At 48.5% G+C, this 26,994-nt stretch carries 24 protein-coding genes and 2 pseudogenes; 13 read left to right on the top strand and 13 right to left on the bottom strand.

The genetic code is table 11. The features are described from left to right. Window positions 1–3: 3 nt before the first annotated feature. The 3 genes from SK36_RS09655 to SK36_RS09645 form a co-directional block, all read right to left on the bottom strand. Window positions 4–1,659, bottom strand: a complete 1,656-nt coding sequence (locus SK36_RS09655) for a glucan biosynthesis protein D (protein ID WP_075261773.1) — start codon at window positions 1,657–1,659, stop codon at window positions 4–6. A gap of 193 nt (window positions 1,660–1,852) precedes the next feature. Next, window positions 1,853–3,196 carry a 2-oxoadipate dioxygenase/decarboxylase HglS gene (gene hglS, locus SK36_RS09650; protein WP_048221404.1) on the bottom strand — a complete coding sequence of 448 codons (1,344 nt, stop codon included), beginning with the start codon at window positions 3,194–3,196 and terminating at the stop codon, window positions 1,853–1,855. 120 nt (window positions 3,197–3,316) lie between these two features. After that, complete coding sequence (locus tag SK36_RS09645; protein WP_048221403.1) at window positions 3,317–4,219, bottom strand: manganese-dependent inorganic pyrophosphatase; 903 nt, start codon at window positions 4,217–4,219, stop codon at window positions 3,317–3,319. Window positions 4,220–4,442: 223 nt separating this feature from the next. Here SK36_RS09645 and SK36_RS09640 point away from each other — a divergent pair, with 223 nt between their 5' ends. The 7 genes from SK36_RS09640 to SK36_RS09610 all read left to right on the top strand — a co-directional run bounded on the left by SK36_RS09640 (window position 4,443) and on the right by SK36_RS09610 (window position 11,911). After that, window positions 4,443–5,366, top strand: coding sequence for a LysR substrate-binding domain-containing protein (locus SK36_RS09640; protein WP_045449629.1), 924 nt, complete (start codon window positions 4,443–4,445; stop codon window positions 5,364–5,366). Between the two features lie 340 nt (window positions 5,367–5,706). Next, entirely contained in the window at window positions 5,707–6,261 is a 555-nt protein-coding gene (locus SK36_RS09635) for a fimbrial protein (protein ID WP_048221402.1), read from the top strand. A 74-nt stretch (window positions 6,262–6,335) separates the two neighbouring features. Beyond that, window positions 6,336–7,058 carry a fimbrial chaperone gene (locus tag SK36_RS09630; protein WP_075261772.1) on the top strand — a complete coding sequence of 241 codons (723 nt, stop codon included), beginning with the start codon at window positions 6,336–6,338 and terminating at the stop codon, window positions 7,056–7,058. 17 nt (window positions 7,059–7,075) lie between these two features. Next, entirely contained in the window at window positions 7,076–9,655 is a 2,580-nt protein-coding gene (locus tag SK36_RS09625; protein ID WP_048221401.1) for an outer membrane usher protein, read from the top strand. Window positions 9,656–9,657: 2 nt separating this feature from the next. Beyond that, window positions 9,658–10,218, top strand: coding sequence for a fimbrial protein (locus SK36_RS09620; RefSeq protein ID WP_048221400.1), 561 nt, complete (start codon window positions 9,658–9,660; stop codon window positions 10,216–10,218). An 8-nt stretch (window positions 10,219–10,226) separates the two neighbouring features. Then, window positions 10,227–10,820, top strand: a complete 594-nt coding sequence (locus SK36_RS09615; protein WP_048221399.1) for a fimbrial protein — start codon at window positions 10,227–10,229, stop codon at window positions 10,818–10,820. Next, window positions 10,820–11,911, top strand: coding sequence for a fimbrial protein (locus SK36_RS09610; protein WP_048221398.1), 1,092 nt, complete (start codon window positions 10,820–10,822; stop codon window positions 11,909–11,911). The genes SK36_RS09615 and SK36_RS09610 overlap by 1 nt, the downstream gene beginning before the upstream one ends. Before the next feature lie 48 nt (window positions 11,912–11,959). Here the strand turns inward: SK36_RS09610 and SK36_RS09605 are convergent, their stop codons facing one another. The 3 genes from SK36_RS09605 to SK36_RS09595 form a co-directional block, all read right to left on the bottom strand. Continuing rightward, window positions 11,960–13,645, bottom strand: coding sequence for a methyl-accepting chemotaxis protein (locus SK36_RS09605; protein WP_048221397.1), 1,686 nt, complete (start codon window positions 13,643–13,645; stop codon window positions 11,960–11,962). Between the two features lie 169 nt (window positions 13,646–13,814). Next, window positions 13,815–14,933: an S-(hydroxymethyl)glutathione dehydrogenase/class III alcohol dehydrogenase gene (locus tag SK36_RS09600; RefSeq protein WP_048221396.1), complete on the bottom strand. Its 1,119-nt coding sequence runs from the start codon at window positions 14,931–14,933 to the stop codon at window positions 13,815–13,817. Window positions 14,934–14,966: 33 nt separating this feature from the next. Further along, a complete protein-coding gene (locus SK36_RS09595) occupies window positions 14,967–15,242 on the bottom strand; it encodes a metal/formaldehyde-sensitive transcriptional repressor (RefSeq protein ID WP_048221395.1) in 276 nt (91 codons plus the stop codon). Window positions 15,243–15,617: 375 nt separating this feature from the next. On the opposite strand from SK36_RS09595, the pseudogene SK36_RS24670 reads away from it, so the two are divergent. Continuing rightward, window positions 15,618–16,286 (top strand): annotated as a pseudogene (locus SK36_RS24670) (IS3 family transposase); the annotation flags it as partial. A gap of 301 nt (window positions 16,287–16,587) precedes the next feature. Here the strand turns inward: SK36_RS24670 and SK36_RS23105 are convergent. The 3 genes from SK36_RS23105 to SK36_RS25235 all read right to left on the bottom strand — a co-directional run bounded on the left by SK36_RS23105 (window position 16,588) and on the right by SK36_RS25235 (window position 17,972). Beyond that, window positions 16,588–17,181 (bottom strand): DUF1353 domain-containing protein, encoded by a 594-nt coding sequence (locus SK36_RS23105; protein ID WP_053069236.1) that lies wholly within the window; start codon window positions 17,179–17,181, stop codon window positions 16,588–16,590. 10 nt (window positions 17,182–17,191) lie between these two features. Further along, a complete protein-coding gene (locus SK36_RS09580) occupies window positions 17,192–17,482 on the bottom strand; it encodes a hypothetical protein (RefSeq protein WP_048221394.1) in 291 nt (96 codons plus the stop codon). A gap of 304 nt (window positions 17,483–17,786) precedes the next feature. Further along, complete coding sequence (locus tag SK36_RS25235) at window positions 17,787–17,972, bottom strand: zinc-finger-containing protein (RefSeq protein WP_082138872.1); 186 nt, start codon at window positions 17,970–17,972, stop codon at window positions 17,787–17,789. A 592-nt stretch (window positions 17,973–18,564) separates the two neighbouring features. Here SK36_RS25235 and SK36_RS09575 point away from each other — a divergent pair. Both SK36_RS09575 and SK36_RS25015 read left to right on the top strand, forming a co-directional pair. Then, a complete protein-coding gene (locus SK36_RS09575) occupies window positions 18,565–19,710 on the top strand; it encodes a hypothetical protein (RefSeq protein ID WP_048221393.1) in 1,146 nt (381 codons plus the stop codon). A 202-nt stretch (window positions 19,711–19,912) separates the two neighbouring features. Continuing rightward, a pseudogene (locus tag SK36_RS25015) lies at window positions 19,913–20,082 on the top strand (transposase); the annotation flags it as partial. A 92-nt stretch (window positions 20,083–20,174) separates the two neighbouring features. Here the strand turns inward: SK36_RS25015 and pspD are convergent. Genes pspD through pspA form a run of 4 tightly spaced genes read right to left on the bottom strand, consistent with a single transcriptional unit; the run spans window position 20,175 to window position 21,714 of the window. Next, entirely contained in the window at window positions 20,175–20,399 is a 225-nt protein-coding gene (gene pspD, locus SK36_RS09570; RefSeq protein ID WP_045443419.1) for a phage shock protein PspD, read from the bottom strand. 8 nt (window positions 20,400–20,407) lie between these two features. Next, on the bottom strand, window positions 20,408–20,767 hold the full coding sequence (gene pspC, locus SK36_RS09565) for an envelope stress response membrane protein PspC (RefSeq protein WP_048221392.1): 360 nt from the start codon (window positions 20,765–20,767) through the stop codon (window positions 20,408–20,410). After that, entirely contained in the window at window positions 20,767–20,991 is a 225-nt protein-coding gene (gene pspB / locus SK36_RS09560; protein WP_045443425.1) for an envelope stress response membrane protein PspB, read from the bottom strand. The genes pspC and pspB overlap by 1 nt, the downstream gene beginning before the upstream one ends. 54 nt (window positions 20,992–21,045) lie before the next feature. Beyond that, entirely contained in the window at window positions 21,046–21,714 is a 669-nt protein-coding gene (gene pspA / locus SK36_RS09555; protein ID WP_045443428.1) for a phage shock protein PspA, read from the bottom strand. Between the two features lie 155 nt (window positions 21,715–21,869). On the opposite strand from pspA, the gene pspF reads away from it, so the two are divergent. The 3 genes from pspF (at window position 21,870) to SK36_RS09540 (ending at window position 26,912) form a co-directional block, all read left to right on the top strand. Continuing rightward, entirely contained in the window at window positions 21,870–22,859 is a 990-nt protein-coding gene (gene pspF / locus SK36_RS09550; RefSeq protein ID WP_197086125.1) for a phage shock protein operon transcriptional activator, read from the top strand. 297 nt (window positions 22,860–23,156) lie between these two features. Continuing rightward, window positions 23,157–26,285: an efflux RND transporter permease subunit gene (locus tag SK36_RS09545; RefSeq protein WP_048221391.1), complete on the top strand. Its 3,129-nt coding sequence runs from the start codon at window positions 23,157–23,159 to the stop codon at window positions 26,283–26,285. Between the two features lie 6 nt (window positions 26,286–26,291). Further along, window positions 26,292–26,912 carry a TetR/AcrR family transcriptional regulator gene (locus SK36_RS09540; protein WP_045443435.1) on the top strand — a complete coding sequence of 207 codons (621 nt, stop codon included), beginning with the start codon at window positions 26,292–26,294 and terminating at the stop codon, window positions 26,910–26,912. Window positions 26,913–26,994: the final 82 nt, after the last annotated feature.

Genomic DNA, 26,994 nt, shown 5'->3' with positions numbered 1-26,994 from the left:
CAATTAGCGCATTTCGCGGTCGTCAACGTACTGACGTTTATCCGCAGCAGGCGGGAAATACTGATACAGCCAGGTTTCGCTGATAGCATCCCCCTGACAACGCAGGAACATACGCATGTCTACCGGGTCGGTTGAGTCAGATGTCGGATACCAGTCAAACTGAATGCGATAGCCATCAATTGGCTCAACGTAGAGGATCTCAATTTGTTTTGCTTCTCCACTGGAGAGCGTAATGACCGGTTCAATCCCCTTCGGTGCAGCGGCTTTCAGATCTCCACCAACGAAATCAATGGCAAAACGACGCGCCCATTTTTCCGGGTAATGTTCGCCCGGCGCCCATCCTTCCGGGAATCCACCCATACCGGTGCGGGTAGCCAGTACGCGCGCCAGCGGTGAGCGCACAGGTGGTTGAGCACTCCAGTAAAGACGATATTTGAACTCCAGATCGTCACCAGCTTTGATCGATTTATCCGGCTGCCAGAAACAGACAACGTTATCCAGCGTTTCACCCGTGGTCGGGATCTCCATGAGTCCAATGGTGCCCTTACCCCACTGGTTGCGCGGTTCTACCCACAGGCTCGGGCGCTTATTGTACCAACCCATGATGTCCTGATAGTGTGAAAAATCACGATCAAGTTGCAGCAGCCCGAACCCTCTCGGGTTGTTATCGGTGTAGGCATTGAACTGCAACTTTTGCGGGTTATTCAGTGGACGGCAGATCCACTCGCCATTGCCCCGCCACATCGCCAGACGATCGGAGTCATGAATTTGTGGGTGAATGGTGTCGCACATCCGACGTTCATTATTGCCGCAGCTAAACATACTGGTCATCGGCGCAATACCGAGTTGCTTGATGTCTTTACGGGCATAGATGTGATTCTGCACATCCATGATCACCTGTGTCTTCTCACAGTGGATCACGAACTTAAACGCACCGGTCACGCTTGGGCTATCAAGCAGAGCATAAACGGTAAATGAGGTTGCTCCCGGTTTAACCGTTTCGAACCAGAAAGCGGTGAAGTCAGGAAACTCTTCTTTGGTGTCGGTATAAGTATCGACCGCCAGACCGCGCGCCGACAAACCGTACTGATAGGTGTCATCCACAGCGCGGAAATAGCTGGCGCCCAGGAAAGAGACCACGTCACGACGGGCCAGTTCTGGTGCTTTAAACACGCGGAAGCCCGCGAAGCCAAGGTCAGTTTGCCCTTCCAGCTGTTTAGTATCGACACCCGCATCATTATATTTGAACAGCTCAGGGCGGAAGTGAATTTCACGCGCCATATGTGTACTGCCATCGACCGAGAACATGCGTACACGGCGACGGAAGCCCATTCCTACATGGAAGAACTGCGCGTCGAGCTGACGATTTTCAACGTTATTCCACAGAGACTGCTCTGCGTCATACTGAATGCTGTTGTAAGCCTGAGGCGTCAGTTTAGCCAGCGTGTCAGGTAATGCACGCGGTGCGCCACCCCACGGTTTTTGCGCTAAATCATGAGCCATCGACTGCAGAACGGAAAAATCGAAACGTACGGTTTTTCCGTCTGCAATGTCAGTTTCTGCCGCATAAGCGGCGCGGGAGAAGAGTGATGCAATACCACTGGTTCCGCACACGGCGGCCATTGCCATTGAACCTTTAATAAATCGTCTACGATTCATGCCTGAAAGTGAGTCCTTCTGGTCGTGTAAATGGTCCCGCGCCGGTCTTAATCAGCGGCAAGAGAGTGCAGATTTCTGACCGCTCACTCTAGACAAAATTCATTAATAATCCAATTGTTGGTCGCCGATTATCTGTACAAAATCGAAAATATTTTATGTCGATGAGAACAGACTGAAACCCGTGTAAATCCCATCAGAGCAAACCACACCGCCGTTTGCTTCGTTCTTCTGCCTCCCGATATAGCGCAAACTCATCGTAAACTGCGCAACCAAGCGCCTTCTCAAACGCATCCTGACTGGCGTTGCCGTGCGTACGCGCTTGTGTTTCATTGCCCAGATTAGACTGGAATATTCCCGCAGCGCTGACCGGTAAAAAATCCTCGTAAGTAATGGGTTGGGCCACCAACCAGCCACGCTCGATCAGTGGCTGAGGATCGTCCTCTGGTCGAATTGCCTGACGATGCGCCTCACCCGATGGCGTTAATCGATAGCGGAACCAGGCCAGCCCCTGCTGCCGCAGTAGAAATTCGCTGTCAGGGAAAGCCTTGAACACTTCCTGAAGATGTAACTGATGCGTCAGGTTATCTTTCCCCGTTCCCGCTTTATTCAGGAGTTCGTCATACAACTGCCTGCCTTTTGGCGTCAGCGCTACGCCACGTTGTTCGATCTCACCAAAGCGCGCCGTGTGGGTCCCGTGCATTTCCCCGGCAAACAGCACCGCTTCCTCCAGCGCTTTGAAGCTGGTCTGGCGCAGCAAAATGGGCACATCACGACGCGGAGGTCCTTCGATGAGAATTTTCGGTTCAATACCGCATTCCGGCATCATCGATTGTACGCGGTCAATATCTAACGTACGCGGCGTCAGGTGATTTATGTGGCAACCGGGGAAACACACCACGTCGGCGATCAGCCGGTGTTCGTTATGCAACGCGTGATAGGTCTCTTCGTCAACCGTGGCATGCTGATGCCAACGGAATGTTTCCAGTGCTTCATGCACAAACTCCCGTGCCTGTGCTGGCGTGAAAGCACCCTGGGCATCAAATTCATCCAGAAGTTCGTGACAACGGCGAGTAAAAATATCGCGCTTCGCGAGGATCTCTGCAGCCCTTTGACGCAACGCTACATTTTCGATTAATTCGAGCCGTAATAATGAAGTAAATACCCGAAACGGATTGCGCGAAAGAGATGCGTCGTCAATGGGGCGAAACGCTGTGGAATGAACGGGAACGCCGGCCTGAGAGAGATCGTAATAGCTAACGGGATACATGCCCATAATGGCAAACATTCGCCGCAGTGTGGAGAGTTCCTGTGCAGTCCCCACCCGAATAGCGCCATGGCGCTCGACGTTAAGTCGCGCTAACTCATCCGCATTCGCCAGTTTTTCATGTAGCGTTGGATTATTTTCCAGAACAGCCAGATTCACATCAGCGACAAGTTCCAGCAACGTGCCATACTGCGGGACTTCCTGCTGGTACATTGCTGACATTGCCTGCGAAAATTGTTCCCGAATCTCATCTGCCGTGATGGTGTTCGCCATAATGTCATGCCTCCAGTGAATATTACCTGGAGTGTAGAGAACGCCAGTCAGTCCGGTGGGAAGAATTTACAAAGTGTGATCCCGCATAAATTCCCCACCCACATCGACGATTAACGGAACTTACTGACGCGGTTTTAAGTGTTTTTCCAGCCACGGTAGCATCTGTTTTTTACGGCTTAACATCCCTTCCACCTTGCAGGGTTGCGGCACATCTGAAAGTTCGGTTCCGGCAAACCACAGACTGGTATCGCCCAGATTAATATCGGTCAGCATCAGAACGACCAGTGCGGCATGATTTTCCTCTGCGTAGCGAATCATTTCCTGGCGAAGCTCGTCCAGCACCGCGTCAACCTGGTCTAGTGAATACAGCTCGAGTTGCGCCACACAGACCTGATGCCCATGAATTTTGAACGTTTTAATATCTTTATTGAGAAGTTGCCGGGCACTCATCCCTTCCACGCTGGTTTTGGCAGACAGCAGATCACAGCTGAACGCCTCCAGATCAATCCCCGCCTTATGAGTAAGAGCCTCCACTGCCAGACGATCGTCGGGCGTAGTCGTTGGTGAACGCAGCGTGACAGTGTCACTCAGCACTGCACCTAGCAGCAAAATAGCCTCTGCAGGAGAAAGTTGACTACGTACATCATCCGCCATCAACTGCCACAACAGCGTCGCGCTACTGCCTACGGGCTTCACCCAGACTTCCGGCGGTAAACGAGTGATTAATCCACCGAGACGGTGATGGTCGATGATCCCGACAACATTACTCTCAGGAAGCGAATCTGGCCCCTGCGCGGGTTCAGTAAAATCGACCAGCCAGACATCCTGATCGGTCAGAGGAAAGGTCAACAGTTCTGGCAGCGCCAGTCCTGCATGCTTAAAAATAAATTGCGTTTCACGGTTAGCTTCCCCCGCTCGCCATGCCGTTGCCTGCTGACCGCGTAAAGTGAGCCAGCGAGCGGTCATTGTAGCGGTGCAAATTGCATCGCTATCGGGGTTAAGGTGCCCTATTACATGTATCATTAATCAGTGCCTTGTGATGAGGAATGTCGTGGAAACGAATGACAGGCAAAGTATAACGACTGGTAACGCGCCCTACCATATTGCTGGCCTGCTGTACAAAACATAAGCAAAATAAATCAGTTGTAATTAAAACATGATAAATGTTAATAATATTTTGCTATCAGGTTATCAAAAACAAACAACTTCACTTGTCACCGATACGACTCTGTTTTTAACATCGCTTATGGAAAAAAATGGTCTGTTTAATCAGCGCATTCGATTGCGCCACCTTCATACTTTTGTAGCCGTTGCACAACAGGGGACTTTGGGGCGCGCAGCTGAAACCCTCAACCTGAGTCAACCGGCCCTCTCCAAAACACTCAACGAACTGGAGCAACTGACCGGAGCCAGACTCTTTGAACGCGGTCGTCTGGGCGCGCAGCTAACGGTACCCGGCGAACAGTTTCTTACCCATGCGGTAAGAGTGCTTGATGCGCTCAATACTGCGGGTCAGGCGTTAAACCAAAGAGAAGAAGCGCAAAATGATGTTGTCCGTATTGGCGCGCTGCCTACTGCTGCGCTGGGCATTCTGCCCACCGTAATCGGTCAGTTCCATAAACAGCAAATGGAGACCACACTGCAGGTTGCCACAATGAGTAACCCCATGATACTGGCAGGTTTAAAATCAGGGGAAATCGATCTCGGTATTGGCCGTATGGCCGACCCAGAATTGATGAGCGGCCTGAACTACGAATTATTATTTCTTGAGTCATTGAAACTGGTGGTGCGCCCTAACCATCCGCTATTACAGGAAACCATTACATTGAGTCGGGTAATGGAGTGGCCAGTCGTGATCTCACCAAAAGGTACTGCCCCCAGGCAACATGCAGAAGCCTTACTACAAAGCCAGGGTTGTAAAATGCCGTCTGGCTGTATCGAAACGTTGTCAGCTTCACTGTCCCGCCAATTGACGGTTGATTACGACTATGTATGGTTTGTACCTTCCGGCGCAGTACGTGAAGACCTGCGCCAGGCAGCTCTGGTTTCTTTACCAGTTCCAGCCCAGGGTGCAGGTGAACCGATCGGCATACTGACTCGCATCGACACACCTCTTTCCAGCACGGCGCAAACTTTTATTAACGCCATTCGCAAAACTATGCCGCTGTAATCTACTGCCTCGTCAGACTCATTCTTTCATGGGTCTGGCCCTTCATCTATAATTATAATGAATATCAAAATCAATAATTCATTATTCAGTCCTGTTAGATAGATAATAAAACCTACTACATAAAGCACCTTTTCAAAAAATATAAAACAGCGCTTGCAAGCACAGATAAAATTTACCTCACTCCGTGATTCAATACATTTTCTCAATGTTGAACCACACTTATTAGCAAAACACCCTAAATAAAATCCCAAAATCAATTTAAACAAGAAAATATCATTCCCCAATTAATACCCATTATGTAATTATCGCCCCTTGGGAAAACACCATTAAGGAAAATAAAATGAAACTTTGCTTTTTAAGTGCTGCAGCCATTCTGGTTGCAGGTATTACCACGCAAGCTCAGGCTGCTGACTTAGCAAACATTGATTTCGCGGGAAATATTACAACATCAACCTGCGACGTCAGCATTGATGGGGCAGGCACATCCAAAGAGATTAAACTCGATGATATTACTGTGCCGTCTATGAAAGCAGCCACCAGCACCCCGGCCCAGAAAGCCAGCTTCGGTATAACCGTCAAAAATTGCGCTGCATCGGTAGTCGACGGTGGGAAAGTAAAAGGCCAATTCTCAACGACCGGTAATTATAACAGCACCACTCAGGCACTGTTAAACACCGACCTTTCTGGCGATAAAGATGCAGGTTTCCGGGTTCAGGATACCGCAACCAATACCATCATCGACTTTAAATCCGCATTACCGCAATCCGAAGCAACCTACAGTGCAACCAATGGTGCCGCATTTAACTATACAGTAGGTTATATATATTCAGGTACTGGCACACCAACCATAGGCTCAGTTAAAGCGAATACAACGTTTACAACGACCTACCCTTAATTAGTTATCTTAATATGTTCTCTGTAGCTCCCGCTCAACTGGGGCTACAGAGTCTATACGCAGAAATAAATAACATGCCGATTAAAAACACATTTACCGTAATTATATTTACAACATTTATTTCATTTAGCGCTCCATCAACGGCCAGTATTGTTATTAATGCCACCCGGGTTATCTACCCTTCAGATGCCAAAGAGGCATTAATCAAAATGGTTAATCAGGGGCAACAGCCGCTATTAATCCAGTCCTGGTTAGATGACGGACATGAAGACGTCGATCCACAGGCATTAAATGTGCCGTTTATTGCCTCCCCTCCTGTTAGCCGGGTCGATCCGAAACAGGGTCTTACCGTACGTTTAAACTGGGATGGGCAACCTTTACCGACCGATCGCGAAAGCGTTTACTGGTTTAACGCGCTTGAGATCCCGAAAAAAAATAAAGATGCAGATAAATCAAATCAACTGCAGATAGCGCTTAAAACACGCATCAAGGTATTTTATCGCCCGATTTCCCTTCCCGGCTCACCTGCCGAAGCCATTCAACACCTGCAATGGAGCCTGGCCAATCAAGAAAAACAAGTTTGGGCGACGGCAAAAAACGACTCCCCTTATTTTGTCTCTCTGGTGGGCGCTACGATCACCTCCGGGGGTAAAAAGTACAACATTGAACCTGATATGGTCGCACCGTTTTCCAGCGCTCGCTATGCGGTGAAATCACTGACATCAACTCAGATGGATACCATTTCATGGACTGCCGTCAATGACTACGGCGGCAATGTGGAAGCCACCAAAAAGTAAACGCAGGGATAGCATTAATGCAGACTTCGACACGCCTAATTACTGCTTCTACCTTCATCCTGTTCGGGTTTTGTAAGTCAGTTTTTGCTGATGAAAACTATATTGAATTCAACGACGATTTTATTTTCGGTAATGCCGGGAACAAATCGACGATTAACGTTGCTCAATACGCGCATGGCAACCCGGTAAAAGCCGGGACATATACCGTCTCCGTATCGATTAATGGCAAGGCACAACAGACCACCGCCGTTCAATTTATCGAAAATAACACGCCAAATGCGACGCCCTGTTTAACGCGAACGCTTCTGGAAGAGGCCAGTATTGATATTTCCCGGCTACCGGCAGCAACAGAGGGCGACGCACAGTGCTATGTACTGGCTGACTACTACCCGTCTTCCAGCATCAGTTACGATCCTAATTCACAAGTCTTGATGCTCACAGTTCCTCAGCTTTTTTTAGTGAGCCATCCGGTTGGTTATGTGAACCCTGCGCGTTGGGATTCCGGCATACCAGCAGCGTTACTGACCTGGAACTTTAGTGGCTATCATAGCGAAAATGAAAGTGATACGTCCGACACTGGCTACCTCGGATTAGGATACGGCATTAACCTGGGGGCCTGGCGTTTACGTTCCAGCGGCGCACTGAACTGGGCTAACGACGATACTGCCTCATGGGATAATTACGATCTCTATTTACAGCGTGACCTACCGCCCATTCGGGCGCAGCTGGAAATGGGTCAGGTTACCTCGATCAGCGAAGCGCTGGATAGCGTGAGCATAAAAGGGGTTCATCTCTATAACGATGAACGTATGGATCCCCGTGATGGTCGTTATGTTCCGGTGATCAATGGCGTGGCAAACAGTAATGCCAAAATCACGGTGCGCCAGCAATCACGCATTATCTATGAAACGACCGTACCGCCGGGGCCGTTTGCGCTGAAAGATTACTATGTGGCAATCAACGGTGCTGACCTAGATGTAACGGTTGAAGAAGCCGATGGTTCGAAGCGCTTTTTTTCCGTACCTTACGCGTCTGTCGCACAGTTGATGACCAAAGGGGAAGTCGACTGGGATTTCGCCACCGGTACCATTGACAATGATTACAGTAATGACACTCCGTGGGTCATCACCGGCAACGGGAATTATGGTCTGAGTGACATCTTCACCCTGTATGGTGGCCTTCAGGTCATGGAAAGTGATTATCAGGCCGGTATGCTGGGGATGGCGCTCAATACCCGGCTAGGGGCGATAGCCTTTGACGCTATCCATTCCCGAGCCTCCCTGGACGATGTTGGCGATTTACAAGGCGAGAGCTATCGGCTGACTTACAGCAATGTTCTGGACACTACCAATACGAACTTCAGCTTAACCGCGTATCGCTACAGCACCAAAGATTACCTCTCGCTAAACGATACACTCTCATTACAGAATAGCATTGCCAATTACGCTGACGAAAACGATCTCAGCTCTGACAATGCGTATCGCAACAATTATCTCCACTCAAAAAATGAGTTTCAGGTTAACGTCAACCAACCTCTGACCGTCAACAACGAAGACTACGGGTCGTTCTATCTCAGCGGTAGCTGGATCAGCTACTGGGGGGGAACCGGCAACACATCACAGTACTCCATCGGCTACAGCAACACCTTCGGTTCAATATCCTGGAACGTATCGTTACAGCGCAGTTACGACGAATGGGGAGAAGAAAACGATAGCCTGTATGTTGGTTTCAATATTCCTTTCGGCAACGGTAACGACAGGCAGCAACCGCTCTTTTCCAATTTGAGCATGGGCGTGAACAGCGATTTCAGCGACAGTAATGGTTTTACCAGCACCGCCAGCGGAAACAGTAAAGACAATAAATGGAACTACAGCCTCAGTACTATGGGTAACCAGAGTAACGGGAGCGACGATACCTATTCTGTGAGTGGCTACTCCACCTACAACGGAACCCGAGGAACCACCAGCCTCTCTGCCAGTGTCGATAAAAACCACAACCAGCAATATTCCCTAAATAATAATGGCGGGTTGTTGCTACACAGCGGCGGCTTAACGCTGTTACCGGGTAATGTCGATACCCAATCCGCCATTGCCTTGATTGAAGCTAAAGGAGCTGACGGGGCTACAACTACCAATGGCTATAGCGAAATCAACCATGCTGGCTATGCCGTCGCTACCAGCCTGACGCCGTATGCAGAAAATACCGTGGGGCTCGATCTGAGTACGGTGACCAGCGATGTGGAAGTGAAAAACACCTCCGCTGCCGTGGTTCCTCGCGAAGGCGCTGTCGTGAAAGTAACTTTTGCTACCGAAGCAGGCCAGTCGGTCTTTGTCACTCTTCGCCGCAGCGATAACAGCTTCATCCCGCTGGGTGCGGATGTACTGAATGAACAAGGTAAGTCGGTCGGGGCGATAGGGCAAGCCGGGCGAGCCTTTTTGCGAGGGATTGAAAACAATGGGCGGTTGAACGTGGTCTGGGGAAATGACAACCAGAGCCGTTGTCATGTTGATTATCACATTCCGCCATCTCCGGTGATGATCGGTAAATCAATTCATCTGGATAGCTTAATTTGTCAGATGCCAGAGTCAGGGAGATAACAATGCGTAATATTCTGTTGGCCTGTTTAATCCTTAATTGCCCTTTTGTTTCAGCGGTTTCTTATGTGACCGTCAATTTTCGAGCTACTTTGCAGACCACAACCTGCAATATCAGTATTGCGGTGGGTTCAAACACCACCGTTAATCAGACTCTTGATTTTGGCGCATTAACGATGTCGCAGATAGAGGCTCAGGGCAGTAATACGCGGAAAGATTTTTCTTTGCAGTATAACGACTGTTATATCACTAGCTCAGGTTCTACGGTCAAACAAACGCTGAACTGGATACAAACGTTACCCAAGGCCAGTGCTTCATGGAGTGGATACTCTACCGAATTAAAAGGTGGGGAGGTGGGCGTTGCTGCCGTGTTGTATCGTACCAGCGATTTAAACACTGCAATTCCACTTGATCCTAATAATAATGAAAAAATAACCTGGAGCAGTACTGAACGCACTAACGCAAAACTCCCTTTAACATTAGTTTTACGGCCAGCATCCTCGTCAACGACGGTTAAAACAGGAATTTTTAACGGTACGTTGACCTTTACCACGATTTATCAGTAGGCGCGAACATGACAGTAAAAAAATATACGCTGGTATTTTTGCTGCTGATGTCCTCTCCATCATGGTCGGATGTCAATAGAAGAACCAATACATTAACCCTAAAGGCCGAGATTGTATCCGGAACCTGTGATATTACCGCTTCTGATGTTGATTTAGGCGATCTGAATATCAATGCCTTTTCTGCCGGTGGTAACTGGGCGGGGCTGAGTGCAACATCTCCGGGCAATGTTGCTACCAAACCGCTGCAGGTGAAAGCGCGCTGCGATTCCGGCTCAGCTGAAAAAACGTTGATACTCAGTTTTCAACCACAGAAAGCTCAGCTTAGCGGTAATCAAATATTCCCCAATGAATATACCGGGCCAACAGGCAGGGTAAAGGCAACGTCTGCGGCGGAAAATATCGGTGTAGTCGTTTTTTATGAAAGTACCAATGTACTGAATAAAGACAACACGTCAGCGGTTAACTTCACCCGGTATATCGGTTCCGAATCGTCATATTCCGAATATACGTTTCAGGCGCGTTATCAAATCATTAATCCGGCAAAACCGGTCACACCTGGCGGGGTGTTAAGCCAGGTAAAAATCAGCGTGAGTTATAAATAATGAATAATCACAATTCAATGCATAAACGTTCAACGGCCAGACGTCTATTTTTTTCTGCGGGGCTATGGGGATTAAGTGTTCTGATAAATTACGTTCAGGCTTTTGAATGTAGTTTCCACCCGGATAATCAAGCTCAAATTCTCAGTGCAGGCACATTGAAAGTGCGTAGTTTCAACCCTACAAATACCAGGCTCACTAGTTTAGGGGAACTCCAGGATGTTAAGATTGGTAAGCTTGAGTGTGGCACCGGTAATGATGGGGCGGACTGGTATGGATGGTCGGAGGCTTCAAATGCGGCAGGCGTTAAATCCGGTCTTTATGGAGAACACAACAGGGCATTTTGGCCGACAAATATCCCAGGGATATATTATTCCGTACGAATTAGTACCGCAGGTGCCTATAGAATCGCTTATTTGCCCCCAGAAACAACAGAAACGCGCCTGTTCGATTATCAAAAAGATGCTACCGATCGTGATATCATCGCAACGATTGAGATCTGGCAATACGGTAGAGTTACCGCTGTGGGCGATGCCCACCCCATTCAAAATGGCTTAATTGGAACATTTCGTGCCGGTTCGCTTGATGAAGGTGACAAAGAAAAGCTGAGAATTAACGTCAACAGCACATCGTTTACCGTTAAATTCGAAACCCCAACCTGCAATTTTACAGCCTCACCAACCACCATTGATTTCGGTGATGTTGGCAATGACAGCCCGCGCAAAACCTTTACCCTGAAAAATAGCGGCTGCGTAAATACCTCTGGGCTTACCCTGAAGCTGACATCAACAAAATCCGCCTATGACAATAAAGGATTAGGGATCCTCGCTAACACTATCGACGCCGCCTCCGGGTGGTGGGCGGCTGGCGGGCGTGGCATAGCTATCTCATACGAACACGGTTCGTCACGAACCTATCTTTCCGCCAATGACAGTAACTCTGAAGTCTCTATTAATTTCGGCGATTTTATTACATCGAAAGATATTCCCATGGCAGCCCTACTCACCTGCACTTCAGATAACAAAAAAACCTGTGATAATTATAAGCCCGGAGCCTTCAGCGCAAGCGGCATCATTGGCGCAACGTACAGGTAACGGTAAATCCGGTAATGCGCAGTTCCGCATTACCGGATTTTATACTGATTAGAACGTTTCCCAGTTATCCATACCTGCCTTCACTGTGCTGGGTGGTGAGTAAACCGGCGTCGCTGCTGAAAAAGTCGGTTTAATCACGCTCCCCTGTAACCGAAATGTACCAACCGCTTCTGTTAAACGCGCCGCCTGTTCTTCCAGTGATGCCGCTGCGGCCGACGCTTCTTCGACCAACGAGGCATTTTGCTGAGTCACCTTATCCATCTCTGAAATTGCCTGACTCACCTGCACAATACCGCGGCTTTGTTCGTCGGAAGCCGCCGCGATTTCCAGCATAATATCCGTCACACGTTTAACCGCATCGACAATATCCGTCATGGTGTTACCAGCAGCCACTACCTCGCCAGAGCCCTGGTCTATCAAGCGAACAGATTCGCTGATCAATCCCTCAATCTCTTTTGCCGCCTGGGCGCTACGACTCGCCAGCGTGCGCACTTCGCTGGCCACCACCGCAAAGCCACGTCCCTGCTCGCCCGCCCGCGCGGCTTCGACCGCCGCATTCAACGCCAGAATATTGGTCTGGAAGGCAATGCTGTTAATCACAGCGGTAATCTCAGAGATTTTCTTCGAGCTGGTCGAAATATTACCCATGGTTTTCACTACGCCAGAGACCATTTGCCCGCCACGGCTGGCTTTACCTGAGGCATCTTCCGCCAGTTTGCTGGCATGGTGTGCGTTATCGGCATTCTGTTTCACCGTAGCCGTCAGTTCTTCCATGCTGGCCGCCGTCTCTTCTATGGCTGCAGCCTGCTCTTCAGTTCGTGATGACAGGTCAGTATTTCCCGCCGATATTTCACTGGTGCCGCGGTAGATTTCCTCAGCCCCCTGACGCACCGTGCCTACCGTTTGTACCAGCGAACGTTGCATTTTTTGCAGATGATGGCTTAAACGCCCAATTTCACTACGTCCGGTGGGTTCATCCTGCATCGTGAGATCGCCCGTTGATATCTGCTCGATTCGCTGAGCAGCACGCAACAGAGGATGAATGACGGTACGGCGCAGGACAATAAACGTCATTACTGTCAGTGCCAGCGCCAGTACAAATGCACCGAGCATAAATGCCATGCCAAGTTGAGTACGCTGATGGGCCTGCTCACTGAGCAAGTTGGCCCTGGCGGTACGAAGCTCAATGGCTTTCAACAGTACTTTGTTGTAAGCGGAATCCAGCGGTCTGGCCTGCTCATTTTCATGGTTGATAATGGCTTCAAACATCCCGTTTTTAGCGTATTTCAACATAGGTTGCAGGCCGTCGATATAGGCCTTGAAGCTGGTGCCCAACTCTACATCCAGTGCCTCATCGGCTGGTGTTTTCACCGCGCGAGACATATAAGCCTTAAAACCATCCTGCGACTGCTTAATCCGTTTTTCCGCGTCTGCAATATTGGTTTTCATGTCATCCATTTCAGCAATGCGGCTTGCCGCGCCCGCATGGATCATGTTGATACGCGCAGTACGTAAATGGTTCGAACTGTTAGATAACCCCATCCTGACCTGAATTTCATTCGTTACATCACGCTGATCGCGATCGGCCTGCATAAGGAAATAAGCTGCTAAGCCGGAACTTAAAGCGAACAGCAGAAGGATGCCACCGAGAATGGAGGAAAACAGCGGAACCAGTCGGATTTGATGCAGAAAGCCCAGTTTATACTGGGCTTGCATCGATTTAGTGTTGTCCATGACCGTCGACTCTCTTGTAGGGTTAATGCGTGAAAACACGCCCATTAGATAGTCATCGGCAATTCAAGAAGTTTGATTACCGTAAAAAGCGCAACATTCATCACACTTTCACAACATAATTCAAAGAAATTCAGGAAAGTGCCAGCGAAGGGATCCGCTGGCTAATGAATCAGTTATCACCAAAGTGGATCACGGTGCGGATAGACTTGCCCTGATGCATTAAATCGAACGCTTCGTTAATCTGCTCCAGCGGCAAACGATGCGTAATAAAGGGATCGAGCTGAATTTTCCCGCTCATCGCGTCTTCGACCATTCCTGGAAGCTGTGTACGGCCCTTCACGCCACCAAACGCCGAACCGCGCCAGACGCGACCGGTAACCAGCTGAAACGGACGCGTTTTGATCTCTTGACCGGCACCGGCCACACCAATGATGATGCTTTCGCCCCACCCTTTATGACAGCATTCCAGCGCAGCGCGCATTACGTTAACGTTGCCGATACATTCAAAGCTGAAGTCCACGCCACCGTCAGTCAGTTCGACAATCACGTCCTGAACGGGTTTCTCGTAATCATTTGGGTTGACGAAATCGGTCGCGCCCATTTCACCTGCCAGTTTGAATTTCCCAGGGTTGGTATCAACCGCTAAAATGCGCCCGGCTTTTGCCTGAACTGCACCCTGAATAACCGCGAGGCCAATACCGCCCAGACCAAATACCGCAACGGTGTCACCTTCTTTGACTTTCGCCGTATTATGTACTGCCCCGATCCCGGTTGTTACGCCACATCCCAACAGGCACACTTTGTCCAGTGGTGCTTCTGGGTTTACCTTCGCCAGGGATATCTCTGCGCACACGGTGTATTCACTGAATGTACTGGTTCCCATGTAGTGATAAATCGGCTGGCCGTTATAAGAGAAACGAGTCGTGCCGTCCGGCATCAACCCCTTACCCTGAGTGGCGCGGACGGCCTGACACAGATTGGTTTTACCGGACTTACAGAACTTACACTCACCGCATTCTGCAGTGTACAGAGGGATCACATGATCGCCCGGTTTCAGGCTGCTGACGCCTTCTCCCACCTCAACCACAATACCGCCACCTTCATGGCCAAGTACCGCCGGGAACACACCTTCCGGATCGTCGCCAGAGAGCGTAAAAGCGTCAGTATGGCAGACGCCGGTATGGGTAATTTTAACCAGCACTTCCCCTTTCTTTGGCGGGGCGACGTCTATCTCAACAATTTTCAACGGTTGGCCGGGGCCAAATGCTACTGCTGCACGTGATTTCATCTGTCTCTTCCCATTATTGCGAGGTGATGGTGTTTATTTTAGATAAGCGCGAAGAAGATGGCCGATTTCAGCCATGCGAATGGCTCTCTGGTCCGGGGTTGTCTCACCACTGACCAGCTCATCTTTCAGGTGAATTTCGACCATTTCGCCCATCAGGCCATTGGATGCGCCGCGTACAGCGGCAATTTGTTGCAGGATAGCCAGACACGGTCCGCCGGACTCCAGCGCGCGTTCAAGTGCATCAACCTGACCACGAATACGACGTACACGAGTAAGAATACGTTTTTTATCTTCCGGGGAATGCGGCATACGCCCTCCTGTATACTATAGGGGGGTATGGTAACTTTTTTAATACATCCCTGTAAACATTATGTTTTTGGGGTTTTCAATTACTTAGATAGTTCAAGGAAAAGCCACCATCGGACATAATCGGCCTTTTTAATCCCCCTATTTTGCCCCCAAGTCATATTTTTGCCCCCCAAAATTTTGTTTTGCCCTCCGTATCTATTCCTGGTTTTCTAGCTCTGCTGACGCGTTCCTTAGATGATTGGTGCAGGCGTGTCAGGGAATTACGCTGGAGATGTGTGTAGTTGCTCTGGTGTTATATCTCGTAAATTACAGAGGTACGTCTGCCATTCAGCCAGCGCGTCAGCATCACCCTCCCGGCCACAATTTTGATCAATCTACGGTTTTCCGAAACTCTTCCAGGTTGTGCGGCGGCAGGGATACCCGTGGAACCACAAAAGGCTCCACCGTATTTACTGTATGCTGAAGCTGAATTTTCGCCGTATGGGCAAACAACGGCTGCCGGTGGGTAATCCCTCGCCACTGGTCACGCCGGAAGCGCTGAACCAGAGCTGGTCTGTCGATTTTATGCATGATCCCTTGGTCTGTGGCCGTCGTTTTCGCACGTTCAATGTCGTTGATGACTTTAACCGTGAGGCGTTGTCAATTGAAACCGATCTGAATCTGCCAGCTCTGCGAGTGATCCGTGTACTCGACAGGATCGGGGAAAATCGTGGCTATCCGGTCATGCTACGCATGGATTATGCGTCCGGAATTTATCTCACAGGCACTAGCAGAATGGGCAGAGAAACATGCAGTAAAACTGGATTTTATCCAACGGGGTAAGCCGACGCACAACGCTTTCATTGAACGCTTTAACCGGACATACCGTACAGAAACACTTGATTTTTATCTGTTCAGAACGCTGAATGAAGTGCGGGGAATCAAGAAAAATGGTTGTCAGAATATAACTGTGAACGCCCGCATGAATCACTGAACAATATGATGCCGGAGGAATATCGACAACACCATTATTTGACTGGGTTCTCAAAAAATACATGGAACTAAAACGGGCCTATTTACAACATATCAAGCGCTCTATAAACAAACCCGCCGAAGCGGGTTGATGGTGCGGGTGCGTTGAGGAAAGAGAACACATTAAGAGTGATCGGAATTATTCCCCGTTGATGATTTACCGTGGTTAGCCTATGCAGGCTAAATACGCTGATGGCTCTGTGCTAACTGCTTAATATGCAGATCACATAATGAACCACGAACTATTAAAACAACCGAGACTGACGCATGGCTAAAAATCGTTTATATTGAGATTGGTGATCGCTCACACCATCATTTTAATAAAATAATGAAACTAAGTAGAATCATTTAAAGTCTTAACATATACTGATATTTTTGGATCTATGATAGCATCCAAATCTTCGGGGGTTGAATTATCAGGCATAGAATAAGCAACAGTACCTATATCCTTAAGTACACCAATGAGTTGAGCATTTTTCACTTCCACTGATGACAACCCCGGCTTGAAAAAATCGTCATCAAAGGTTGAATCTGTTGAATAAACACCTATATTATCAACATAAGCTCCAATTCTAACAGCAACATAAAATACTCTTGCTTGAGATGGGGGGCATTTATCTGCAAGACAAGCATAGTAAAACATTTTATCGGCTTTTTTCCTCTCTGATCTGGTTTTTACAAGACAGCAAGCTATGTCGTGAATAACTGATGCGCGTCTGTAGTTTCCTATATAAGGGGAGCCCACTACTGACCAAAAAACCCGAGGGATACTTGCACCATTAATAGTACTGCCATTTTGCGTTACCCAATTTTTCCCATCGGGATCGTTGTACGAGAAATTCTCCAAGATTTCCATATTTCTATTGGGTGTTATATCTGTTAACCAGCATGTTTTGACCTCTCCCTCGAAAAAACCGTATTGAGACATGTTATCCACCTTAAGGTTGTGTTGGGCAGAAGCCTGTGTTTAAGATTGCTAAAAGATTCTTTATGTCGTTTAAGGTTGTAATTGTTTTTTTTATAACTGAAATAGGAACTTTTTTATAAAATACCTCTAGCAATTTTATAGAATTATCCAATAGCTTTAGGACAACATCAAACTTTTTGCAAAACTCTTCTGGTAAATTTATTTTTTGTATCTCCACGCTCAATTCATCCAAGGCATCAGAAGCTTGTTTAGTCTCAATGGAGTTGGCATCATAATTGATTTGTGTGATATTGTTAGACATAGCGATACCTCTATCAGATTAGATGGCTTGATAAAAATCAGGGAAGGTTGCTGATTCCCCAGACTCAGGCATTAGTAACTGTCATTTTCTATATTAATAAACGGTACAAAGTTTAATGTAGTAAAATCGTATGATTTAATTAGGGATGGGCGGCACCATCTTACTGCCGTCATTCCAATCCTACTAAATAGCTACTTTCCGTTTGCCAAAATGCGCATTCCCTGATTTTTCCTCACAGAATCGCCGGACACTATGACATTGTTCGGTGCCGAACCATCCCAAATGACACTCTGCAGCTGGAATACTAATATGACGAGCCAGTCACTGATATGCCTTTCTGCGCGTCATATGCCCATCGCCAGAATCTTTCGAACGGCCTTTTACTGCTCCTATGAGCATCCCTGGTCATCTTATCGGCCAGAGTGACCATGGGTATTGCGGTGAACGGGTGCAGACCAACATATGCGTCACACTCTTCGCAGTAGTACATATACGGCCAGTCGCTGTAATCGCGTCAATACTCTTCCTGATGGGTTGCTGCACGCACCGGATGCTTGCAGAACCTGCATTTGATTGGAATCGGCAACGGGTTGGTTACACAAGCAATTGCTGACTGGCTCGGATTAAATAGGGTTTTAATTTTCATGTACTGAGTTCTTTGACATTCACTTAACACCCCGGAGGTGCATCGCGTTCTTGCGATAGCTCCCCCAGTCACAGTTCCCCCATATGCCGCTATACATCGCCAAACGATCCATAATTCACAGACTCAGCACGTGCTCCCGTTGCCCGAGTTTAAGATTCGTTCCCCCCATCGGTTTTATGCTAATCAGGCAGCGAGCGAGTAGCTGATTCAGAATGACCAATTCGCTGCGACACTCTCGCTGTAGCCTGATTTCATCTGGGATTAGCAGATCCACCGCGCACTAGTTTTTTTATCACCATCACGTGAAGAGACTAAAAGAAACCGACTTTGTATTTTTATGAATCTGCGCAGGATAAAGGAAACCTGTATGTACTTAACATATTGTTCATGCTGTACTAATTGAACGGTATTAGGACTTATGTTACTGGGGCGATACATGGCAGGGCTGGCAGACGATAGGCAAAACGAGGAACTTGAGGCGCAGCACACCTTTGTGAAGAGCGTGTTGGCAGAAACAAATGCCATTTTTGGCAGCTCGGCAAACAGAAAATTCGCCAGAGATATGGTGATTGAAGCAATAAAGACGGTACCTCTTGTGGGCGGCGCGGTGTCGGCCACTGAAAAGTTTATTGAAGGCATCGCCGAAATAGAAAGAGAAACAAGGCTTGCCCGTCTTGAAATGTATCTCATGGGGCTAAATTGCAACTATGATGAGGACGCGGAGTTCCGTCAGGAAGATATGCGATCGATAATCAAGAAGCTGGCTGTCGATGATGAGGATGCAAAAACTGAGTACTATACTCGGCTCACACTAAAATTGGGCCGCAAGCCTCTCAGTGATATGCCTTCGGATATCCGCTTACATTTCATCCGCACAGTAAGCACGCTGACTCGTTACCAGATAGAGTTTGCCCGCGAAATGAAGATCCGTAAAACTGTGCCAATTTACGGTACCGTCTCACTTGAGGAAGCCGAGGTACTACATACAGGGCAGTCCAGCGGAATGGCAATGAAGGCGGTGCGCGCCCTGCAGAATGAGGGGTTGCTGAAAGAGGCGCCCCGCCCTCCCAGGGCTGGGCCGCCAGCAGAGCCTTTGTTCGACTTCACTCATGACTTCAACGAGTTGATGGAACTACTATTTCACCCAACTGATTTTGAGCCTGAAGCGATAGGCTTTAAGCGTAAAGACGTGAGTGACATAATCCTCGTTGGTTCACGTCATTTCATCGACAACCTGTATGTCACTTACCTTCCCACAGCTCTTCACAAAGCAGGCATTAACGCCAAAATGGTGAATAGTGATGATAATCATCTGAGTACAGAGTGGGCTCCTTTATATCTCCATACCAATATCCATGATGACAATGGAACAAAATTCATAAAACTATACCTCACACGTGAAGGTAAGCGTCCCATAGTGAATCAGACAGTGAACTACATAAACTGCAGATTTGAAGAAAGGATTTACGGGAGGAACAAAAGCAATAGCCAGCGTGAGGTAGATTTTTTTCTCAAGGAAATGGATCGAGTAGTCAGGTGTGTTGTGGGGCAAATGAAGGAGCTGAACTACTCCGCAAGATAAGGTTTTGCGGCTGTGTCACCTTAACATCCTTCATTATAAAATGGTAAATCTGGTCTTAGGATTTACCATTTTCGTATTTCGTGTGCACGGCTTAGTCCAATTAGTCACCTCCAGAACTGAAGTTGTAAGTATCTCGCATAATCGAGCCATTAACCTCTCGAGATCATCCGGCATAATCAATCTGCCAACGAATGAGATCGCTATGTGTAAAGCCCGTTTTACTGAGCATCAGATCATCGCTGTGATTAAGTCGGTTGAAGCAGAATGAACTGTTAAAGATGTCTGCCGGGGGGCCAGGCTACCTACTACAACTGGAAGTCCAAATACGGCTGCATGGAGGCTTCTGATATTAAAAAGATCAAGGTTCTTGAGGCAGCCCAAAAATCGTATTTGTGAGCTGCCGCAAATTAACAGGAAAAATGTTATCTATATGTTATTTCAAATAGCGTCATTCGGATGTCGGGCTAATTCCCGGAATAACGTTTGGATAATTTTACCGCCACGCGGCTCAATAAAGGTTCCAGAATCAACGCCAGCGCCATTTTCAGCGGACGTCGGGCAACGGACTTCACTGCCCAACCGGCAACGCCTGCAGGACCATAGCGGAGCGCGGTAAGAAGTACCAGCTTGCCTGCTAATTTAAAACCAGGCTTCACCCTTTGCCCGGCACGCTGCCAGCGATTGTTCATCTCAATCCTCACAATTGGCGAAAGCGGCTGCGCAATGTGAACGTATCTGAAGTCACATAACGCTCCATTTCGCGTAAACGATTTTCACTTGCGGTCAGTTCACGATCGACGGCATCAAGCAGTTCGCCGCTCGAGGGCTGTTGTTCGCCGAAAGCGACATTGTCTGGCATTGGATCCAGAACGAAAGTCAGCACGATATAAGCCACTATGGTAAAAAAGGCCAGACCAAAGAAGATCGACAAAACAACCAGGATTCGCACCAGCTTCACCGGAACATCAAGATACTGTGCGATACCGGCACAGACCCCACGAACCATACCCTGCAGTGGAATACGCCACAGTTTTTTGTTCAGGTTAACGCCCCCCATTAGCGGTCCCTCCAGTTAGGATGTTCTGCATCAAGGATGTCTTCCAGCGTCTGAATACGTTCACGCATGCGCTGTGCATCATTACTCAATTCCACCAGGCGCTGCTGTTCGCTTTGCGATAACTCGCCACGACTGGAACGGTTGCTGTAATGCAGCCACAACCAAATCGGTAAAACAAACAGCACAAAGATGGTTAGCGGTATGGCCAGAAATAGCGCGCTCATGTGTACTCCTTACAGGTGATGAGCGGCGGCGCGCTCTGGCGCCGCCAGATGTTATTATTGCTTGTCTTGCTGCATTTTGGCTTTCAACTGCGCCAGTTGCTCGCTGATTTCATCATCTGCTTTCAGATCAGCAAATTGCTGATCGAGAGATTTTTGCTTACCAAAGTTATGGCTTTCAGCTTCAGCTTCCATCTGATCGATGCGGCGTTCAAAAGATTCAAAGCGCGCCATCGCTTCATCCAGCTTACCGCTGTCCAGCTGACGACGAACGTCGCGGGAGGAGCTTGCAGCCTGATGACGCAGCGTCAGCGCCTGCTGACGAGCACGGGTTTCGCTGAGTTTATTTTCCAGCTCGCCAATCTCTTTTTTCATACGTGCCAGCGTGTCATCAACCAGCGTCACTTCATGTTCCAGAGTGGTAATCAAATCAGTTAACTTCTGCTTTTCAATTAAAGCAGAACGCGCCAGGTCTTCTTTCTCTTTGCGCAGCGCCAGCTCCGCTTTTTCCTGCCACTCCGCCTGTTGCGCGGTGGCCAGTTCAATACGGCGAGATAACTGTTTCTTTTCTGCCAGTGCGCGCGCTGAATTCGAGCGAACTTCCACCAGCGTATCTTCCATTTCCTGGATCATTAACCGCACCAGCTTCTGCGGATCTTCAGCCTTTTCCAGCAACGCATTAATGTTGGCGTTCACGATGTCGGCAAAACGAGAAAAAATACCCATAATGTAATCCTCACTTACTGTTCTGATATCGGGCAATGCCCTGCTGATGCTCTAATGCAGCTTGCATGCCAACTTTTTAATTATTTGATTATAAAGAAAATAGTAAATTTTACCTGTTCATGAAATTAGGTTACATTGGTGAATAACACTAACAAATGGTGAATTTCATCATGGCAGGATACAAAGATAACCTTCTTGGCGAAGCTAACAGCTTCATTGAAGTACTGGAGCAGGTTTCTCAACTGGCCCCACTGGATAAACCGGTTTTGGTTATCGGTGAGCGTGGCACAGGGAAAGAGCTGATCGCCAACCGCCTGCACTATCTCTCCTCGCGCTGGCAGGGACCGTTTATCTCCCTGAACTGCGCGGCGCTTAATGAAAACCTACTCGACTCAGAACTGTTTGGCCACGAAGCGGGAGCCTTTACCGGAGCACAAAAACGCCATCCTGGCCGATTCGAGCGCGCTGATGGCGGGACGCTGTTTCTCGATGAACTGGCAACCGCCCCGATGCTGGTACAGGAAAAACTCCTGCGTGTGATTGAGTATGGGGAACTCGAACGCGTTGGCGGCAGCCAGCCGTTGCAGGTTAACGTACGACTGGTATGCGCAACAAATGCCGATCTGCCACGGATGGTCAGCGAAGGCACTTTTCGCGCGGACCTGCTGGACAGGCTGGCTTTCGATGTAGTGCAGCTCCCTCCCTTACGTGAACGTCAAAGCGACATCATGTTAATGGCCGAGCACTTCGCTATTCAGATGTGTCGCGAAATCGGGTTACCACTGTTTCCAGGATTTAGCGCTCAGGCCAGAGAGACCCTGCTGCACTACCGTTGGCCTGGTAATATACGGGAACTGAAGAATGTCGTTGAGCGATCGGTTTACCGACACGGTACCAGTGATTATCCTCTGGATGAGATTGTGATTGACCCTTTCAAACGCCTCGCCCCCGAAATCCAGCAGTCGGAAACCTCACCAGTTCTGGCACCATTACCTCTCGATCTGCGCGAATTCCAACAGCAACAGGAGAAACAATTTCTGCAAACCAGTCTTGAGCAGGCCAGATTTAATCAGAAAAAAGCGGCTGAATTGCTCGGACTGACCTACCACCAACTGCGCGCACTGCTTAAAAAACATCAGCTTTAGCAAAAGCCGTCGCCCGAACTGCTCATCAAGTGTAGCGACTTTGGGGTGGCGCTTCGTAATAAGCAGCATTCATCTGTTGGGCGCTGCTCGTGCAAACCAGCAGCGTGCCAGAAATCAACCAACAACAGAGATTATTTTTATTAAAAAATAGCTCTCTGTTACATACTGATTTTAAAGATATTTACTTAAATTCTTCGTTACCTGTCACTTACAAAGCTATGTCTTTGATGATTATTATTTGTCCAAATAGTTTATTTACATTACTGTAAAGTAAATAAACAGTTTGTGGAGCGACATATGCTGGCCAGATTTTTTGTTGATAGACCGGTCTTCGCTGCGGTAATGGCCATTTGCATTATGTCGGCTGGCTTGCTCTCACTGTTCACACAATCGGTAGAGCAATATCCTGATATCGCGCCCCCTGGGGTCACTATCACCGCAAACTATCCGGGCGCTTCAGCTGAAACAGTTGAAGACAGTGTGACTCAGGTGATTGAGCAGCAAATTAAAGGGATCGATGGTCTTCTCTACTTCTCTTCCACCAGCAGTTCAGCCGGGCAGGCCCGAATAAGCCTGAGTTTTGCACAGGAGACCGATCCCGATATTGCCCAGGTCCAGGTCCAGAATGCTGTCAATCAGGCAATTACGCGTCTTCCCCAGGAAGTTCAGCAACAAGGGATCACCGTTACAAAGTCTCAAGGGGACAGTCTGATGGTTGTGGCGCTCTATGACCCTTCCCGACAGCTTAGTAATATCGATATCAATGACTTTCTGATCAGTAATCTGCAGGATCCTCTAAGCCGGGTCGATGGCGTCGGGGAAACCACGGTGTTTGGCGCGCAATACGCGATGAGAATATGGCTGGATCCTTATAAGTTAAATAGCTTCGGATTCATGCCTTCTGATGTACAGAGTGCAATTGAAGCGCAAAATGCCCAGGTGACGAGTGGCGAAATTGGTTCCCAGCCAGCCCCTGCGGATCAGTATCTGAACGCAACCGTCACCGTACAGTCTCGCCTTGAAACACCAAAACAATTTGAGAATATCCTCCTTCGTACCAATAGCGATGGTTCCGCAGTTTATTTACGGGATGTGGCAAGAGTTGAGATCGGCGCAGAAAACTATCAGAACCTAACCACGCTCAACGGTTATCCGGCGGCCGGGATATCTATTCAGCTGGCGTCAGGAGCGAATGCATTAACAACGGCTGAAAATGTACGCGCTGAAATAGAGCGCCTGACTCCGCAGTTCCCTCAGGGGGTGATTGCAGCTTATCCCAAGGACAGCACACCATTTGTACTCGTATCGATTGAAGGTGTTATTCATACCCTTCTGGAAGCCATTCTGTTAGTTGTGGTTGTCATGTTCCTGTTTTTACAAAACTGGCGGGCAACACTGATCCCGGCAATCACCGTTCCCGTTGTTATGCTGGGGACTTTCGGAATATTGAGTCTGTTGGGGTACAACATCAACACACTCACGCTTTTTGCCATGGTGTTGGCTATCGGGCTTCTGGTAGACGATACCATTGTGGTGGTCGAAAACGTGGAGCGCATTATGGCATCACAAAAATGCCCCCCCGTAGAAGCGACATTACGTTCGATGAGCGAAATCACCAGTGCTCTGGTAGGTATTGCGTTGGTGCTTTCTGCGGTGTTCATACCGATGGCTTTTTTAGGCGGCTCTGTTGGCATTATTTACCGACAATTTACCGTGACGATTGTGTCTTCAATGATTTTATCCGCTCTGGTTGCGCTAACACTGACTCCGTCACTTTGCGCACATTTGCTTAAACCCGTCCCTCACCAGCAAGGTCGATTTTTTACTTCGCTAAACCGTGGAATTGACAAAGGCCAGAGCGCCTACCTCAGCCTCTTGCAGCGAAGCATATCCCGCCCGGTACGCCTGTATATCCTCGCAGTAATCCTGGTTTTATTAACTATTGGGACTTACCTGAAACTCCCGACCAGTTTTCTGCCGGAAGAAGATCAGGGTTCGGTAATGATTCAATTTGCTCTCCCTGTCGGCTCTCCAATCACACAGACTCAGGCTGTCGGTGATGAAATAAGCCAATATTTTCTCAGGGAGGAAAAGGAAAACCTGAATGTCATCTTTATGGTCACAGGACGCAATAACGCCGGAAGTGGACAAAATGTTGGTATGGCTTTCGCTGAGCTAAAACACTGGGACAAACGCAGTGGTAAACAAAACAGCGCACAATCCATCATCTCACGTGCTAACCAGTATTTTAAAAGCCACCTGCTGGCATCCATTAACGTAACGGCACCGCCAACGGTACGCGGACTTGGTCAGTCGAGCGGTTTTGAAGTCTGGTTACAGGATCAGGAAGCTAACGGTTATGACGCGCTGCTAAGCACTCAACGGCAGGTCCTGAATCTTGCAGCAGATGACGCAAATCTTTCGGCTGTCAGGATCAACAGCCTTGACGAAAAAGCCCAGCTCAGGGTCGATATCGACAGACATAAAGCGCAGGTTCAGGGGCTAGAGCAAGCAGACATCAATAGTACATTATCCGCCGCATGGGGAGGTGTTTATGTTAATGATTTCATTGACCGGGGACGGGTCAAGCGGGTGTACATGCAAAGTGATGCTGACTGGCGTACTTCGCCAGAGGATATTTCCGCCTGGCACGTACGGGGGAATAACGATTTAATGGCATCTTTTAGCAGCTTTAGTACCCTGCAATGGACCACGGGTCCCCAGATGCTGCAACGCTTTAATGGACTTTCTTCCGTCCAGTTTCAGGGTAATGCAACTGAGGGGGTAAGTTCAGGCTCCGCAATGGACGCGATTGAGGATGTTATACAGAAGTTTGATGGTTTTGGACTCCAATGGAGCGGCCTGTCATATCAAGAACAATTGTCCTCAGGACAAGCCCAGTGGATCTACCTCGCGACCTGTGCCTTTATCTTCCTGTGCCTTGCTGCGCTGTATGAAAGCTGGGCCATCCCACTGGCTGTATTATTAATCATCCCACTCGCCATTTCTGGTGCCGTCTTCGCTACCTGGATCACCGGCTTAACCAATGACATCTATTTTCAGGTTGGCATGCTCACAACCATGGGATTATCCGCCAAGAATGCAATTCTGATCGTTGAATTCGCACAGTCACAGTATCAGAGCGGCAAAGAGGTTGTCACAGCAACACTGGAAGGAGCGAGTTTACGCTTACGACCTATTTTGATGACATCATTGGCATTTGTTGCCGGGGTAATTCCTCTGGTACTCTCCACAGGAGCTGGGGCATCAAGCCGCCTGGAGATTGGCGTCGCCGTTATTGGCGGTATGCTTTCCGGAACATTATTAACCTTACTCTTTGTTCCACTCTTTTTTATTGCTATCCGCAGGGGCATTGAAAGAATGGCTAATCCCCCGGTACTGGTCGAGAGTGAAAAGGAAACGTAACAGTAAATGACTAAACCACAAGGTCGCCCGATGAAAGCCCGTCCTCGCATTCTTGAGGCTGCGCGTGATATTTTCCTCGAGCACGGCATGGATGTTTCGCTTCAAATTATTGCGGAAAAGGCCAATACAACCAGAACAACGCTTTACAGTCACTTTCCGGGAGGAAAGGATCAGCTACTGGTTGAAACCTTTGCTTTTCTGAACGATAAGCTTCAGCCGTCTCTGCAGCAGTTGCTTGACGATAAACAGCATAATTTACCGGAGCTGCTTCTTGGGATCGCCAGGATGATACAAGCCTATTTTTTCTCACCGGCCAATATTCATTTTCAACGACTGCTCATTCAGGTGCTGGTTCAGCGCCCTGAAATCTTTTCCAGCCTTGCGCAGCGCCCTACTGGCCGGATTCGCGATACGCTAGCCCAGGTTCTGGCTCAGTTTCAGACCGAAGGTAAAATTCAACTGGATGATCCCAATCTGCAAGCAACAGCTTTTCTTGGGGCCATTATGGGCTACGCCCTCCCCGCTGCACTTATTGACCAGGCTCCGGTAGATCCGGTGTGGTTGGATAAGCTGGCATTATCCGCTGTGGAGACTTTTCTCAGAGCGTGGCGATTCAATCGTGCGTAAAGAATAAGAACAAAGCAGTTCTGGCGTCACAATTCGGTTGCCGCCTGTTCACTCCCTATTCCCCTCTTGTCATAACCGTTGG

The organism is Citrobacter sp. MGH106 (assembly GCF_001037495.1).
Lineage (GTDB): Bacteria > Pseudomonadota > Gammaproteobacteria > Enterobacterales > Enterobacteriaceae > Citrobacter > Citrobacter murliniae.
Note: the sequence above shows the minus strand (reverse complement) of the source record. Positions and strands in the feature narration are given on the sequence as shown.